General features: G+C 40.2%; 12 protein-coding genes and 2 pseudogenes. 5 read left to right on the forward strand and 9 right to left on the reverse strand.

The window, feature by feature from the left end; genetic code table 11:
• Nucleotides 1-9: 9 nt before the first annotated feature.
• The 4 genes and pseudogenes from SLP02_RS11740 to SLP02_RS11760 all read right to left on the reverse strand — a co-directional run bounded on the left by SLP02_RS11740 (nt 10) and on the right by SLP02_RS11760 (nt 6,822).
• Nucleotides 10-2,491 (reverse strand): annotated as a pseudogene (locus SLP02_RS11740) (glycogen/starch/alpha-glucan phosphorylase).
• Nucleotides 2,492-2,596: 105 nt separating this feature from the next.
• Nucleotides 2,597-5,008 (reverse strand): phosphoketolase family protein, encoded by a 2,412-nt coding sequence (locus tag SLP02_RS11750; RefSeq protein WP_319420842.1) that lies wholly within the window; start codon nt 5,006-5,008, stop codon nt 2,597-2,599.
• 466 nt (nt 5,009-5,474) lie between these two features.
• A pseudogene (gene pstB / locus SLP02_RS11755) lies at nt 5,475-6,206 on the reverse strand (phosphate ABC transporter ATP-binding protein PstB); the annotation flags it as partial.
• A gap of 1 nt (nt 6,207) precedes the next feature.
• Nucleotides 6,208-6,822, reverse strand: coding sequence for a PstC family ABC transporter permease (locus tag SLP02_RS11760; protein WP_319420843.1), 615 nt, complete (start codon nt 6,820-6,822; stop codon nt 6,208-6,210).
• A 1,260-nt stretch (nt 6,823-8,082) separates the two neighbouring features.
• Between SLP02_RS11760 and SLP02_RS11765 the strand changes: the two genes are divergently transcribed.
• Entirely contained in the window at nt 8,083-8,265 is a 183-nt protein-coding gene (locus tag SLP02_RS11765) for a hypothetical protein (protein ID WP_319420844.1), read from the forward strand.
• 435 nt (nt 8,266-8,700) lie between these two features.
• On the opposite strand, the gene SLP02_RS11770 is transcribed toward SLP02_RS11765, so the two are convergent.
• Entirely contained in the window at nt 8,701-9,186 is a 486-nt protein-coding gene (locus SLP02_RS11770; protein ID WP_319420845.1) for a DUF2996 domain-containing protein, read from the reverse strand.
• A 129-nt stretch (nt 9,187-9,315) separates the two neighbouring features.
• Nucleotides 9,316-9,648 (reverse strand): hypothetical protein, encoded by a 333-nt coding sequence (locus tag SLP02_RS11775; protein WP_319420846.1) that lies wholly within the window; start codon nt 9,646-9,648, stop codon nt 9,316-9,318.
• Nucleotides 9,649-10,192: 544 nt separating this feature from the next.
• Between SLP02_RS11775 and SLP02_RS11780 the strand changes: the two genes are divergently transcribed.
• Nucleotides 10,193-10,999, forward strand: a complete 807-nt coding sequence (locus SLP02_RS11780; RefSeq protein ID WP_319420847.1) for a creatininase family protein — start codon at nt 10,193-10,195, stop codon at nt 10,997-10,999.
• Here SLP02_RS11780 and SLP02_RS11785 read toward each other — a convergent pair.
• Complete coding sequence (locus SLP02_RS11785) at nt 10,986-11,693, reverse strand: ATP-dependent Zn protease (RefSeq protein WP_319420848.1); 708 nt, start codon at nt 11,691-11,693, stop codon at nt 10,986-10,988. The genes SLP02_RS11780 and SLP02_RS11785 overlap by 14 nt on opposite strands.
• A 20-nt stretch (nt 11,694-11,713) precedes the next feature.
• Here SLP02_RS11785 and SLP02_RS11790 point away from each other — a divergent pair, with 20 nt between their 5' ends.
• A complete protein-coding gene (locus tag SLP02_RS11790; protein WP_319420849.1) occupies nt 11,714-11,869 on the forward strand; it encodes a hypothetical protein in 156 nt (51 codons plus the stop codon).
• A gap of 18 nt (nt 11,870-11,887) precedes the next feature.
• Here SLP02_RS11790 and SLP02_RS11795 read toward each other — a convergent pair whose 3' ends face one another.
• On the reverse strand, nt 11,888-12,574 hold the full coding sequence (locus SLP02_RS11795) for a DUF4335 domain-containing protein (RefSeq protein ID WP_319420850.1): 687 nt from the start codon (nt 12,572-12,574) through the stop codon (nt 11,888-11,890).
• Nucleotides 12,571-13,200, reverse strand: coding sequence for a DUF3038 domain-containing protein (locus SLP02_RS11800; RefSeq protein ID WP_319420851.1), 630 nt, complete (start codon nt 13,198-13,200; stop codon nt 12,571-12,573). The genes SLP02_RS11795 and SLP02_RS11800 overlap by 4 nt, the downstream gene beginning before the upstream one ends.
• A gap of 129 nt (nt 13,201-13,329) precedes the next feature.
• Between SLP02_RS11800 and SLP02_RS11805 the strand changes: the two genes are divergently transcribed.
• Together SLP02_RS11805 and SLP02_RS11810 are read left to right on the forward strand one after the other, a co-directional pair.
• Nucleotides 13,330-13,848, forward strand: a complete 519-nt coding sequence (locus tag SLP02_RS11805) for an adenine phosphoribosyltransferase (protein WP_319420852.1) — start codon at nt 13,330-13,332, stop codon at nt 13,846-13,848.
• Nucleotides 13,849-14,135: 287 nt separating this feature from the next.
• Nucleotides 14,136-15,869, forward strand: coding sequence for a TolC family protein (locus SLP02_RS11810; protein ID WP_319420853.1), 1,734 nt, complete (start codon nt 14,136-14,138; stop codon nt 15,867-15,869).
• Nucleotides 15,870-15,886: the final 17 nt, after the last annotated feature.

Raw genomic sequence — 15,886 nt, forward strand, 5'->3', positions numbered from 1 at the left:
GCAAATTTATTAATTAGCTTGCACATCCCAAATATCTTCGCAGTATTCGCGAATAGAGCGATCGCTAGAAAATTTACCCATCCGCGCTACATTGAGAATAGACATCTTCGTCCAATCTTCTTGATTTTTATATGCTTGGTCTACCCGATCTTGGCATTCGATATACGATTGATAGTCAGCCAACAACAGAAAAGAATCTTGATGCAGCAGTTTATCTATAAGAGGCTGAAACAGATCTTTATTTCCATTAGAGAAAACTCCCGCACTTAGAGAATCTATCGCTGCTTTTAATTCTTTATTATTTTCATAATATTGGTAGGGTTGATAACCTTGGGCTTTTACTTCTTCTACTTCGCCACTTTTTAAGCCAAACAAAAAGAAATTTTCTGACCCTACTTCAGTGCGTATTTCGACATTTGCCCCATCGAGAGTACCGATAATTAGCCCACCGTTGAGGGCGAATTTCATGTTACCCGTACCCGATGCTTCTTTCCCCGCTAGGGAAATTTGTTCGGATAAATCGGCAGCAGGATATACTCGCTGTGCAAGTTTAACGTTGTAGTCTGGGAGAAAAACTACCTTTAGGCGATCGCCAATATCTAAATCGTTATTGACTACCTCGGCTACAGAGTTGATTAGTTTAATAATTAACTTCGCCATGTAGTAACCTGGTGCAGCCTTTCCCCCAAAGAAGAAAGTGCGCGTCACAATATCTAGATCCCGATTATGCTTGAGGCGATTGTACAGGGTAACAATATACAGCACATTAAGATGCTGACGTTTATATTCATGGATGCGCTTTACCTGGATGTCAAATAAAGACTCAGGATTAACTGTAACGCCTAGGTTTTGGGCAGTATAGTCGGTTAAATCTTGTTTGACTGCTTGCTGTGTATCCCGCCATTGCTGTCTAAACTGGGCATCCTCAGCCAAAGGTTCGAGTTGTTTGAGTTGGCTTAAATCTTTAATCCAGCGATCGCCAATTTTTTCTGTAATTAAACTACTTAATCTAGGATTACTCAACACCATCCAGCGACGGGGAGTAATACCATTGGTTTTGCTATTAAACTTTTCGGGAAACAGTTCGTAGAAATCTTCAAGAACACTTTGTTTTAGCAGCTTGGTATGTAGTTCGGCTACCCCATTAATAGAATGAGAACCAACGCAGGCTAAATGCGCCATGCGGACGTATTTTTCACCGCTTTCATCGATTAAAGATAAACTGGCTAGTTTCTCGCTGTTGTTAGGATATTCCCGCTTGACGCGATCAAGAAATCGCCGATTAATTTCATAGATAATCTCTAAGTGTCTGGGAAGCAAAGAACCAAATAAACTTAAAGACCATTTCTCTAGTGCTTCGGGCAACAGAGTATGGTTAGTATAGCCCAGAGTATTTTGAGTAATCTGCCAAGCTTTATCACAAGCTAAATCGTGTTCGTCGATTAATAAACGCATCAATTCGGCAACGGCGATCGCAGGATGAGTATCATTAAGCTGTGCCGCAAATTTTTTGTGAAAGTTATCTAGGCTCTCAGATTCGGCTAAATGGATGCGAATCATATCTTGTAATGAACAAGAAACAAAGAAATACTGCTGCTGGAGACGCAATTTCTTTCCTTTATTCAGTTCATCGTTGGGATAAAGAACTTTGGTCAGGTTTTCTGATACTACTTTGCTGTCTACCGCGCCGTAATAATCTCCCTGATTAAACTTGCCAAAGTCAAAAGATTTACAGGCTTCTGCTTTCCACAGCCTCATCGTATTAACGGTATTTACCTGATAACCTGAGATGGGCGTATCACAGGGAATGCCTTGCAGAACATAGCCAGGTATCCAGCGCACTTGATAATTACCTGCAATTATCAGTATATGCTTCTGTATGCCCTTCAAACTTCACCTCTACCGTAGCTTCAGGACGGATAATCTCCCAAGGATTGCCATTTTGCAACCATTTATCGCTAATTTCTACCTGCCAGCCGTCTTTAATTTCCTGCTTAAAAATACCGTATTCATAGCGGATGCCATAACCAATGGCGGGGACTTCTAAACTAGCCAGAGAGTCCATATAGCAAGCAGCTAAACGACCCAAACCACCGTTACCCAATCCTGGTTCTTCTTCCTGTGCGACTAATTCACTAAAATTTAGCTGCGACTCTTCTACTGCCTGCGCTACCTGATTGTAGATATTCAGATTAATTAGATTATTACTTAAATGAGGTTCTACTAAATACTCAGCAGAAAAATAGCAAACCACCTTAGTTTCTGGATCTAAATAAGTTTGCGCCGTAGCTAACCAGCCTGGCATTAGGCGATCGCCCACTGTATAAGCCAAAGCTAAATAATAATCATTTAGGCTTGCCGTTTTTACTGATTTACCCTGAAGATAATACAAATTATCGGCGATCGCTTTTTTAAGCGTAGCCGTATCTAAACCAGTGCGATCATTCTCAATTACACTCTGTTGCTGAGATCTGTCCTGAGATAATGTCATTTCATTTATCATTTAGCATTTATCAGTCAATTTTTAGTCGTGACAAGTTAAGAAAAAATAATTTTAGTCAACACACATCCTCAACCTGTCACCAGTGGTCAATGCTCAATGATTTCCCCATGTCCAATCGGAAATTTCTGGCTTATCCATGCCGTGTTCTTTGGCATAAGCGAGGTTGTCGATAATTTCGTCCTTCATTCTTTCGCGGACGTGTGCAGCACGAGAACCCAAACTAGGAACGCGATCTATCACATCAATAACTAAGTCAAAGCGATCGATTCGGTTAATAATTGCTAGCTGTAGCGGAGTATTAATATTGCCCTGCTCTATATAGCCTCGAACATGAATGCGAGCTTGATTAGTGCGACGATAAGCCAGCTTATGAATCAACCAAGGATAGCCGTGGAAGTTAAAGATTACTGGCTTTTCAGTAGTAAATAAAGTATCAAACTCTTTATGAGATAAACCGTGAGGATGTTCTTCTGATGACTGAAGCTTGTACAGATCGACCACATTAATAAATCTGACCTTGAGATCTGGAAATTCTTCGCGCAAAATGGCAGTTGCTGCTAATGATTCCATCGTCGGAATATCGCCACAGCAAGCCATAATTACATCAGGCTCATCTGCCTGTATGCCACAGTCATCATTACTTGCCCAGTCCCAGATCCCAATACCTTTGGTGCAGTGTTTAACCGCTCGATCCATAGTTAAATATTGCAGGTGCATCTGCTTGTCAGCAATGATAACGTTGACGTAATCCTTACTTTTTAAACAATGATCGGCAACGGACAACAAACAGTTAGCGTCGGGTGGAAAATAGATGCGGGTAACTTCAGCACTCTTGTTTGTCACCACATCGATAAAGCCTGGATCTTGGTGGGAAAAACCATTATGATCCTGTCGCCAAACTACCGAAGAGAGTAAGATATTAAGCGAGGAAACGGGAGCGCGCCAGGAAACTTTATTTTTACAGATTTCTAACCATTTTGCGTGCTGGTTAAACATCGAGCTAATTATATGAATAAAAGCTTCATAGGAATTGAGCAAGCCATGCCTGCCTGTAAGCAAATATCCTTCTAACCAACCTTCTAAGGTATGTTCGCTTAACATCTCCATCACTCTGCCGTCAGGAGATAACATACTTCCGTCTTCATCTTCGGGTAGATAATCCGCCAGCCAGGTTTTTTTAGTAACATCATAAATGTCTGCCAAACGATTAGAAGCAGTTTCATCCGGACCAAAGACGCGGAAGTTGGTCATGTTGTTACGCATAACTTCCCGCAAAAACTTACCTAGTACCCTGGTGTTTTCTGCCATAACACCTCCAGGTTGGTCTATATCTACGCCAAACTCGCGAAAATCGGGCATTAATAAATTCTTACGTACTAAACCGCCGTTAGCTATCGGATTGGCACTCATACGGCGATCGCCTTTTGGTGCTAGCTCTTGTAGTTCAGGAATCAAAGTTCCTTGCTCATCAAATAACTCCTCTGGTCTATAGCTTTTCATCCACTGTTCGAGGAGTTGTAAATGTTCTGGGTTAGAGTGCATTCCCTCTAACGGTACTTGGTGAGCGCGCCAAAAACCCTCGACCTTTTTACCATCTACCCTATCTGGTGCTGTCCAGCCTTTGGGAGTACGGAGAATTATCATCGGCCAACGGGGACGAAAAGCCTTATTTTGGCTACGAGCTTCTTGCTGAATCTCGCGGATTTTAGTGATACACTCCTCCATCGTCTCTGCCATTTTTTGGTGCATTACTTCGGGGTCAGAACCTTCCACCACGTAAGGAGTATAACCGTAGCCTCGGAAAAGGCATTCTAATTCTTCGGAACTAATGCGAGCTAAGATAGTTGGATTGGCAATTTTGTAGCCGTTTAAGTTTAAAATCGGCAGTACCGCCCCATCACGGATAGGATTGAGAAACTTGTTGGAATGCCATGCCGTTGCTAAAGGCCCCGTTTCCGCTTCTCCATCACCCACAACGCAAGCAGCAATTAGATCGCGATTGTCATAAACCGCACCGTAGGCATGGGAAAGACTGTAGCCCAATTCACCGCCTTCATGAATTGATCCAGGAGTTTCGGGGGTGCAATGACTGCCAATATAGCCAGGAAAAGAAAACTGTCTGAAAAACTTCTGCATCCCTTGTATATCTTGACTTTTGTCGGGATATACTTCTGAATATCTTCCCTCTAAATATACAGGCCCTAATACTCCAGGCGCACCATGTCCTGGCCCTGCAATAAATATCGAGTTGAGGTCGTATTTTTTTATCAGTCGATTGAGATGAATATAGCTGAAACTAAGAGCAGGAGATGCACCCCAATGTCCTAACAGACGTTGCTTGATGTGTTCTGCTTTTAAAGGTTCTTTGAGTAGAGGATTATCTCGCAGATAGATCATGCCAATTGCCAGATAGTTACAGGCACGCCAGTAGGCGTCTATTTTTCTTAATTCTTCAGATGTTAAAATTGGCGATGTTTCTTGAGAACTAGCTGGGGTTGAAACCATAATACTTTTTTTGATAAAGGTTCTTATTTATTTAATTTAAACGACGATCTGTTGATAAAAAACTCTAAAAAATTAAGACTTGATTAACAATTAGTTTCGTTTACTGTTGAATAAAACTAATTTTTTTCTAAGTGTTTTACTATATAAATTACCTCTGTCAAAAGTAATAAATTGAGCTATATTTGCGGACTTTGAGCAAATTTAATTCAGATGAAAAGCAAGATGTCGCTATTGCGGTTGAGCGATCGCAACTATCTAAAATAATGTATAGAGATCGCGACAAAATTGGTTCTTGATACTAACTTTAAAGGCTTAAGGTTAATTGACAGTTAAGTATAAGTTTATTTAAATACCCATGTATTTAAAATTCGGTAATTTTGGTAACTTTCTTGGTTGTATATTAATAAATTACAATGTATTATTTTTACTACAAAGAGTGAATAGTTATTTGCTATCGATCAATAATTTAACCAAAATGTCCGCTGGCATACTTCTGAGTTGATTCTTCTTGAGGATTATCAAAAATTTTTTCTGTTTTGTCGTATTCTACTAAGTAACCAAAGCGATTTCCTGATTCTCCTGCTTCAGCATTAAAAAATGCAGTCATATCTGCAACCCTGGTTGCCTGCTGCATATTATGAGTCACAATGATCATCGTATATTCTTGTTTTAAATCGTGAATCAAGTCTTCTACTTTACTAGTAAATACAGGATCGAGAGAAGAACAGGGTTCATCCATCAGTACTACATCGGGTTTTAGGGCAACTGCACGAGCAATACACATACGCTGCTGTTGACCACCAGATAAAGATAAACCGCTTTGCTTGAGCTTATCTTTGACTTCATCCCAAATGGCTGCCTGTCTCAAAGACTTTTCCACCAAATCGTCCATATCTCCCTCATGACCGTTAATCCGCGCACCGTAAGCAATATTTTCATAGATTGATTTGGGAAACGGGTTGGGCTTTTGAAATACCATGCCAATCCGTCGTCTTACTTCTACAGGATCGATATTGTCGGCATAGAGATTTTTATTGCGGTAAATAATTTTACCCTTTACTTTGCAACCATCGATTAAATCATTAAGACGATTAAAACAGCGTATTAGAATACTTTTACCACAGCCTGAAGGTCCAATCAATGCCGTAACCTGATTTTTGGGAACTTCCATATAAACTCCTCGCAAGGCGGCAAAGTCATCAACGGAGATTGTCTGGCAAGGAAGCTAGAGAATCGCGGGCGATCGCTGTAATTAAGGGCAAGATCATAATGGATAAAATTATTCCCGCAGGAAACATCCCAGGGCCAACATAGTTGGTTGAAAATAAGGGAATCCAGCCTAAATTATCATGTAACCAAGAGCCAATTGGCTTGAGAAAGGGGATCAATACATATATTCCCCATAATCCATAGACTACGCTGGGAATCGCTGCTAGTAGCTCAACTAAAAATACTAAAATCAGACGCGCAGACTTAGGAATAAAGTTTTCACTCAAAACGATCGCATAGGCTACTCCAACAGGAAAAGCAATCAGTAAAGCAATAAGAGAACTAACTACCGTGCCGTAAATCATCGGCAAAATCGCATATTGTTTTTCGGGAGGATTCCAAGAACTGCCAGTTATAAATGGCCAACCAAATTCTTGGATTGCTGGCACAGCCTCAATACCCACCTGAATTGCGATCCAAACCAAAACTCCTGCGATCGCAAATGCTAAGGCAGCCGTTAGCCAAATAAAACCGCGATCAATACTTTTTTCTGTAGAAAAACGTTTTTTATTGTCTGTTTTTGAATCAACAGTAGAAGAAGTCATAATTTTGTAAAAAGGTTTCTAATTTGCATTTTTAATAGCTTTTATTAGGCAATTATTAATTATTATCGAAATTAAAAACCTATAGTCAGACAATAATAATAATTTTTAAATCTGAGAATTATTATCTTTCTTTGCGTTCAAATATAATTTAGAATATTAAAAATATTTTCTATCTGAAGATAGATATGTTTTATAAAAAGTAATATCAAAAAAATTATTGTTTTCTTAATTTGCTGTTAATTAAAATGTGCAGCCGAACTATATTGTCATTGTTTAATGACTAGCTTTTCTCGTATTAAGTCAAATATTCCTTGAATATCGAACTGTTAGATTGTTTTATAGTGTAATACTAAAATAATTATTCTTAGTGTCGTATAGCATTACGTGTAAACGTGATAGACATTTCTTAAAACTCGTTACTCGTTACTCATTACTTGTTACTTGCGAGCAAATAACTTTAAATATGTCCTGTCTTGGTGCGCGTTCCCTAGCGCCGTAAAACGACGCGGTGAGACAGTTGCGGTGGTGAGACACTTGCGTTGCGGGTCTGTGACCCGTTGGGAGACAAAACCGTTGCGGTGAGGCAGTTGCGTTGGTGAAGCATTGCGGTCTTGGGGGTTTCCCCCATGAGCAAATGCTGAAAGGCTTCCCCGACTTGAGCAAAGGCACGAACCCGAAGGGGGGTTCCCCCCGTTGAGGTACCTGCGGGGGGTACCCCTTGGTTGTCGAGGGCGAGCAAAGTGTCGAAAGGTTTCCCGGCATAAGCAAACTGTTGAACCATGCGCGGGGGTCGCACCGCTAATTTAACTTGGTACGGCTATATATTGTCTGGATGTTAATCATTGCGAGATACATTTGTGATAGAATTTTGGCATTATTTTTTAGATTGAGGTTTTTCAATTAGCTTGACGAGCGACCCCCTAAAGGGAAGGACTAGATGCGGGAGACTAGATGCTGGGAGTACCTCTTTCTTGCCTATAAAGCCTCAACGGTAACGAAGGGATTAACGGCATATAATGCTCACCTAGCAAGACGAAGGGTATGCGCGTAGTCATGACCCCTTTTTTTTGCCATTTCTCTCCTACATCCAACTCTTTATATCGCTTTTTGGTTTTTTGTCACCCCGTAAGCAAATTTGTAAAATTAGCCGAACCTTATCAAGAAATTTTCAAAGCTTAGATTAGATTGTATATACTATGGGCAATATTTAAATTGTTTCAGTAAGATAGTCGCAATTAAAACTTACAACAAGAGAAAAATATGAAAGTTAAATATCTGGGAACTCTAGTTGCTGCATCCGTATTAAGTTTAGGTTTAGTGACTTCTTGTGCTACTCCTGACTCTGGTGGAACTAATACTGGTGATGATGCAACTCAAACCGCCCCTGCTGATGGAACTGTTAATCCCTGTGCAGGGACAGCTAAACCCGACGCTGATAAATAAGTTAGTTAGCAATAACTAGACAGAATCAATCTCAAAGAGGGATCTGAAGTAATGTATCTAGGAATTCAATCCTGCCTTCAGATTTCTCTTTTTTTATTCAAGAAAAATTTAGTTATTTTTAGAAGGAGACATTTGATTCGATCTTGGATTAAATTTAGTTCTTACAACAAATAGTAAAGACAATGCTAGTAAAAATAAAAGTTTGATTTGTAATGGAATCCGACCATCTTTTTTGACGAGAGAAGACTATAGCAATTTATCAACAGATCTAGATTAAGTGAATTTTTTAATTAAAGTATTTATCTATATCTAAAAACCAAATTTTTGTTGAAGCGAAGTAATTTTAGGTTTCTTGACAAATAGCTACTAAAAAATAGAGGCGAAAATATCGCCTCTCGATTCAGATTATTAATATTTGTAAATGATGCTCAGCGTTTAATTTCTAGTCAACCATTTTTGCGCGTTAAGACGTTGCACGGTATACATGACCAACAGTTCTAAATTAACTCTTCTCTCATCAATCATAAAAGATTCAATGGTGCTGGGCTTGTTCCCATAGGTAGAATAAGAGAAAGCTTTTTGACCTGTAATATCCTCATCAGGAAAATAAAGATTGAAGGCGCGATCGCCATCTTGCCATTTCCCTACTACTTGCCAACAGGGTTCATTTGAGTTAGCACTTTTAATTGGCACACCTTGTTCTACAAAGGTCAAGTCTAGGTCTTCAATTCCTTCGCTAGCCATTGCTTCTTTTAATGCTGGAAGATAGTGTTCTTGAATAAATTCACTAAACGGTTTGTCTTCTAATTTAGGTGGCTTTTCTTTCTTGGTTGCTGCTTTGGCAGCAGGTTTAGCAGTATCTTTTTTTGCTGCTGAAGATTTTGCCGGATCCTGATCTTTTTTGTTTGTTTCCTCTGCCATGTTGCACCAATTTTACAGCTTGAGCTAGGGTTTTGCTTGACGAGCGACCCTGCGCGCGGTTAACGCGCGAGTCGTGAGTGTTATTCTATCACGGCTGTTTTTAGGCAGGTGAACAAAAATAGTCAGCAGTTAAAGATATAAGGCGATCGCTTCTCTAAAAAAGAAATAGGCATCCCAAATTATATAGCTGTAGATTGCCATTACCCCAACCGTGATTGCTAGCTTTTTGTCGGTAGCTACTTCCTGACTCACATAAGCTAGCCAGTAGATTATAAAAGGAGTGGTTAAATAACAAAAGAACCCATAGCCTAGACATTTGAAAATTATTTCAATCAATTTGTATTCAATGCTGTTTGATACTTTTAAAACAATTAGTATAGACAATATCCCCGCAATAAACTGGACGATACTATTTTTTAGCAATAAGAATAAAATACCCTTGTTATCCTGAGAATTTTTCATTATTTTGTAAATCAATCTCTTTGGTTAGATTCACAAAGAAGATTTGTATTATTAAAGAATTATAATTCTGTAATTATATCTAGGTAATTATCCGTATTTGTTAAAGAGTCTAAGAAGTTTTACCGAGAAATATGTAGACAATATGTACTTCTCGTTTAAGCTTTGTTATCGATTGCAGCAGTTGGACGAGCGACCCCCGCGCATGGTTCGACAGTTCCTTCAACAGCGCGATTATTCAAGCGGAACTAAATTCCGCGAATCTCGCGCTCAAGTCGGGGAAACCGCCCACCCTCGGCAATAGCTTCAACGCGACGGGGCTTATAAAGGGCGCGATGCAATCACGCCCACAGCCCCTTGGAAACCCGCGCAACGCTTTGCCTCGCAACGGACTGTTTCACCGCGTCGCGCGAACTGGAGTTCGCCGCCGTTCCGAAGGAACGTCGAGGCTCTCCAGAGCCTGGCGCAAGACGAAGGCTTTAGCCGCAACTGTGCGCGAGGGAGGCAGTTAAGATAGTAAGGGCTAATATTTATAAAATGTGGTTCTATGATGCACGGCTTTATTCCTCCTCAACGCTATTTCTCCTATTTATCCTGGACAGAAATAGAGCAGATGCCTAATAAAGAAAACGTAGTCATCATTCAGCCTATTGGTGCAATTGAGCAACATGGTCCCCATTTACCGATCGCCGTAGATTCTGCTATCAGTTTAGGAGTACTTGGCAAAGCTTTAGAGCAATTAAAATCAGATATTCCTGCTTATGCCCTTCCCTGTCTATATTATGGAAAGTCCAATGAACACGATGGCTTTCCTGGCACAATTAGCCTCACAGCCACTACTCTACTGTTGGTAATTAAAGAAATGGCAGCCAGTATTTATCGCTCAGGATTTCGTAAGCTGGTGCTAATGAATTCTCACGGAGGTCAACCGCAAATTATGGAAATAGCTGCTAGGGATTTGCATCAGCAACATCTTGATTTTGCTGTATTTCCTCTATTTACCTGGTGCGTGCCTCATTCAGTAGGCGATCTGCTTACAGAACAAGAGCAAGAATATGGAATTCATGCAGGAGACGCAGAAACTAGTATTATGCTCTCGCTGTTGCCAAAACAGGTCAAAATGTCTCAGGCAGTCAAGGAATATCCCCAAGGTTTGCCCCAAGATAGTCTTTTAGATATGGAGGGAAAGTTACCTTTTGCCTGGCTAACTAAAGAATTAAGCAAAAGTGGGGTTATGGGAGATGCTACGGCTGCGACAAAAGAGAAAGGCGATCGCATTTTACAATCTGTTGCCGATGGTTGGGTACAGGTAATTCAAGATATTTATAAATTTCAACAGCCTAAAATTGGTTAGCTATTAGTTTATCGCTGTCTGCATCGCAGTGCTGCTGAATCACTGCATAACATTCTTCTACAGAAGCTCTTTGTTCCATTGCTTCAATTAAAGCTTGGTATGATTCTTGATGTCTAGTCAAAAGGTTGGTTGCCTGTAGTTGGGCCCAACGTTCTTTTTGGGAATAACCTACTTCTGGTAACCCCGCCATCATCAAAGCTTGTTTTAACTGTTGTCGATCTTCTGCACCACCTTGAGCATTACCATAGGCGATTTTTTCCGCTGCTATTCCTGCCATCCAGACTGTACATAAACGTTCTAAGGTTAAACGCATTTTTTCAAATTCAAATGGTTTGGCGGTTAAGCTTTTTGTATCAAAGCTCACCCCGCCTCTACCTAACTGCCCCTGTTTTAAGACTTCCCAAGCGGTTAGCGTATAGCCAGTGATGGGTATGCCTAAAAAGTAAGCAGTTAGGAAATGTCCTGCCTCATGGCAAATAATACGCTGACGTTGTTCAGCCGATGCAAACAAGTCTAATAGCAAGGAAACTCCTCTACTATTCCAGCTTAAAGTATCTACTGTAGCTAAACTCAAAATACCAAAGGTAACCGCAGCAGGAACAACGGGGGGAATATGAAAAATTGGTCCCAATAACGATGTCATAGTCATCAAAAAAATGGCGATCGCAATCAAATTTAAGGCAGTTTGAGACATTTATTAATATATGTATACCAATGTTTAAATATTATAAGTATCTCAATTCTATAGCAACTCTCATAATTGGAGTTGTTGAATTAATAGAAGTATTGCAGGTAGAGAAGATGGAGAGGGTAGAAGAGATGGAGAGGTGGTGGAGTATTATCTATTACCCCACTACGACCCTACCCTAAACACCCCCACTACCCCAATTACTTATCTTGATTAGATGGAGGCACTGGAGTAGGACTTGGGGTTGATTCTGGTTTGGGAACAGGTTTAGTTTTTGTAGTTTGGTTAACAGGAGTTGGTTTAGGCGTGTTAATCTCAGGAGGTGGTATAACAAAGAATGCCCCTGCTGCCACTGCCAAGCTGGTAAAGCCAAGTACTACAGGAGTTAATCTTTGTGCCAAGGGTTGTTCTGGTTGACGATAACGCTTACTTACAGACTGTAGTTCTAGACTCATATTTGGCAAGGTAGTTCGATCTGCATAAAATTGATCGATCGCATCTACCAAATCAAATAATTCTACCGTAGTTAAATTAACCTCTGTCCTAGTTTCTTCTCCTGGTTCTAGCTCATAGGTTAAACGATGGCAATGTTGCTCGGCAACTTGTTCAATCGATATTCGGGGATATTGGCTAGTTTTTTTATGGGGCTGAGACAGTCCACTCAAAAATCCTTGAGCATAGTTACTGACAGCCTTAGACAGGTTAGCTAAGAAAACGCTACCACCACTCAACTGTTGATTGGAATTAAAAAAGTTGCATTCAGCATTAATCAAAATAGACATAGGAGACTTTCCATCCAAGATATCAACGCTCTGGGGATCGACATTTTCCATGCCTTCTAAAACTAAATTGCAGTTGGGTAGGCTGTACTGTCGCTTAGTGTTCATGTTACTTCTCCATCAAATAAACTCACCCAAACTCGCTCTAGCCCTCTTGTTCCCGTACAAAACAGCAGCTTGTTTAATAGGGACAAAGCTAGTTCATTTAATTGTTCTTCCGAGGCAATGTATGCAGACACTTTGGCACGGCGGGAGTTCATGCGACTGCGAAAATGGGCGCGGAATCTTTCTAAATACTCTGAAAGACGAAAATGATTATCAACTGGCAGATTTTTTACTCGCATTTGCTGTTCGGCTACCAGTAGTTGTCTAATAATTACCATTAGATCTTTGGCTCGATAACCTGCAATAATTACCAGCGCCTTTGCCTGTTCCAAGCTTAAATAATCTCTAGTATAAGAACGTCTCCAGGGGTTGCTACAGCGCAACCGCCAGAGATTAACGCGATTTTTAACAATTTTATCTATGCCCAACTGTCTTGCCATCGCCAGCATCTGTTCTGATGCACCCAATTCTAAAGCCTCTAGAGCGAGCAACAGCAAATCAATTTGCTGCTGGGTATAAGGAGAACAACCCTTAGAAGGAAGATATATGTCTGGTAAAGTATTTAAGACTGAAGCCGATTGATCCACTGGTACGGGGAAATCGGATTCTAAACTTGCAGATTGGCTCATTATAAAATCAAATCCATATTCTGGTTATATATTATTCTTTGTCGAGGATAACAAATTAATCTCTGGTGCTATGATGCCACAGCTATTGAAAACACAGACTAATTTAATTTACTTTATTGACGTTTATTTATGGAACTACAGTCTCTAATCCGCGACATTCCCGATTTCCCCCAGCCAGGAATTCTTTTTCGGGACATTACTACTTTATTGAATAATCCTCAAGGCTTAAGATACACCATCGATCTGTTAACGCAAAAGTGTCGAGACGCAAATTTAGTACCAGACTACATTGTCGGCATAGAATCGCGAGGCTTTATTTTTGCCACTCCCTTAGCTTATCAATTAAATGCTGGCTTTGTTCCTGTACGCAAACCTGGAAAACTGCCAGCCTCAGTGCATTCAGTTACTTACGAACTCGAATACGGCACTGATAGTCTGGAAATTCATCAAGATGCGATCGCCCCTGGAGCAAAAGTTTTAATTGTCGATGATTTATTGGCTACGGGAGGAACAGCCAAAGCTACTTGCGAATTATTGACTCAAATAAAGGCAAAAACTATCGGCTGTGCGTTTGTCATTGAGCTAACAGCTTTAGGAGGCAGACAAAAGCTACCTAATATGCCAATTATCAATTTAGTTGAGTATTAACGCTGATTGCCTAGGTGAGCGGTGGTTTACAATATTTCTCAGCTAAAGATACCGTAGCTTTTTGGCTTTGTCATAGACTGCTCTGATTGGTCAATAAGCTCATTTTAATGTCTATTTAAACCCACTTTGGGGTATAGTAATCATGAATTTTAATAGTTTCACGATCGTCAAATCCTAGAGTGACTGTACTGCTTAAGAGTTGACAAAAATGTTCTCAGAGCCACAATAGCGGTTATAGAATTATCTATATTTTTGATTCAGGAATTATTGCAAATAAGGAGTGAGGAGTGGGTAAGATCAATCAATTTATTAAAATTATAGGTATAGGCTCAGTAATATTGGTTACTAACGCAGCTATAGCTAGTGCGCAAAATATAGCCAGTCATGATTCTAGCAATTCAGTTGGCAAAAATTTAACTGCCAACCAGAAAAAAAATATAGTATCTAATAGTAAGTTGCCTTCATCAGTCTTACCAGAAAAAAATAGCCAGCTATCTAATTCAGATGCTGTTTTCCAAGAGTTAACATCGGGAAGAGTGGCTCAATCTTCAGGTTCAACTTCAGATGCTACGGCAGATATTATTAAACCTGCACAAAAACCAATTCTTAATCTAGACCAACTCAACCCTAGTCCCAATCCGCTTTCATTTCCTACTAAACCAATTGAGGTAAAAGTTGATACTCAAAAACCGATTACTTTAGAACAGGCGATTGAATTATCCCTTAAAAACAATAAACAGATAGAAGAAGAAAGAATTCAAGTAGAGCGATCGCAAGCAGTAGTTAGACAAGCAAAGGCGGCACTATTCCCCACTGCTACTTTTAGTACTGGATTTAGTTATGGTAACTCTGTCTTCCTTGATAGTATCAATAACCAAGTAATCAATCAACGGGTAAATGATGCCCCACCAGGTACAACTAGACAACAGGTAGAGAACCAACTATCTCAAAATAGTATCTCTGGTAATAATTTTAGCAATCAAACAGCTAGCTATAATACAGATGTAAGCCTCAACTATAATATTTACGATGGCGGTAATAGAGGAGCTTCTATTCGTGCAGCCGAAAAACAACTACGTAGTACGAGGTTAAATTTAGAAGTAGTTGTCGAACAGGCTCGTTTTGAAACGGCTAGAGACTATTATAATCTGCAAAATGGCGATGCTCAGGTAAAAATTGAACAGGCGGCCGTGGCAGATGCCAGACAAACCCTAAAGGATGCCAGATTGCTAGAAAAAGCGGGTTTAGGCACAAGATTTGACGTATTGCGGGCAGAAGTAGAATTGGCACAGGCACAACAAAGACTAATTACGGCTCAAGCCAATCAAAATATTGCTCGCAGACAGCTAGCAGAAACCCTCAGTGTTTCCCATAGTACTGGTCTAGCCACGGCAGATCCCATCGCCGAAGCTGGAGCTTGGAAACTTTCTTTACCACAATCAATCGTTCAAGCATTTAAAAACCGTGCTGAATTAGAGCAATTCTTGTTACAAAGAGAAATTAGTGCCGAACAACGTCAGATTGCTTTATCTCAAATCAGACCAACAGTCGGAGCGACTGCCCAATATCAAATAAGCGATGACTTCGAGGATAGTTTCAATCCTAGCGATAACTATGCCGTGGGTTTAAATATTAGCTGGCGATTCTTTGACGGAGGTGCTGCTCGTGCTAGCGCGCTACAATCAGAAAAAGATATTGAAATCGCCCAAACTCAGTTCGCCGACCAGCGCAATTTGATTCGTTTTGCCGTAGAACAAGCTTATTTTGGTCTAAAGTCTAACCAGAAAAATATAGGTACAGCTACCAAACAGGTACAATTGTCAGAAGAAAGTTTGCGCCTGGCTAGATTACGTTTCCAAGCTGGTGTAGGTACTCAAACAGACGTAATTGATGCTCAAACCCAGTTAACTACCTCTCGTGGCGATTTGCTTTCTTCAATTATTGATTACAATCAGTCCTACGCTCAATTACAAAGAGGAGTTTCTAATACTCCTGACAATGGTTTACAAGATTTGCCATAACAACTTTCTTTAATTAT

The sequence above is a fragment of the Pleurocapsa sp. FMAR1 genome (assembly GCF_963665995.1).
Lineage (GTDB): Bacteria > Cyanobacteriota > Cyanobacteriia > Cyanobacteriales > Xenococcaceae > Waterburya.

Excerpts from the sequence above, each read along its gene's own strand:
- SLP02_RS11785 (WP_319420848.1), bottom strand. The coding sequence starts at position 11,693 with ATGTCTCAAACTGCCTTAAATTTGATTGCGATCGCCATTTTTTTGATG.
- SLP02_RS11760 (WP_319420843.1), bottom strand. The coding sequence starts at position 6,822 with ATGACTTCTTCTACTGTTGATTCAAAAACAGACAATAAAAAACGTTTT.
- SLP02_RS11765 (WP_319420844.1), top strand. The coding sequence starts at position 8,083 with ATGAAAGTTAAATATCTGGGAACTCTAGTTGCTGCATCCGTATTAAGT.
- SLP02_RS11805 (WP_319420852.1), top strand. The coding sequence starts at position 13,330 with ATGGAACTACAGTCTCTAATCCGCGACATTCCCGATTTCCCCCAGCCA.
- SLP02_RS11780 (WP_319420847.1), top strand. The coding sequence starts at position 10,193 with ATGATGCACGGCTTTATTCCTCCTCAACGCTATTTCTCCTATTTATCC.
- SLP02_RS11770 (WP_319420845.1), bottom strand. The coding sequence starts at position 9,186 with ATGGCAGAGGAAACAAACAAAAAAGATCAGGATCCGGCAAAATCTTCA.
- SLP02_RS11775 (WP_319420846.1), bottom strand. The coding sequence starts at position 9,648 with ATGAAAAATTCTCAGGATAACAAGGGTATTTTATTCTTATTGCTAAAA.
- SLP02_RS11790 (WP_319420849.1), top strand. The coding sequence starts at position 11,714 with ATGTTTAAATATTATAAGTATCTCAATTCTATAGCAACTCTCATAATT.
- SLP02_RS11795 (WP_319420850.1), bottom strand. The coding sequence starts at position 12,574 with ATGAACACTAAGCGACAGTACAGCCTACCCAACTGCAATTTAGTTTTA.
- SLP02_RS11800 (WP_319420851.1), bottom strand. The coding sequence starts at position 13,200 with ATGAGCCAATCTGCAAGTTTAGAATCCGATTTCCCCGTACCAGTGGAT.
- SLP02_RS11750 (WP_319420842.1), bottom strand. The coding sequence starts at position 5,008 with ATGGTTTCAACCCCAGCTAGTTCTCAAGAAACATCGCCAATTTTAACA.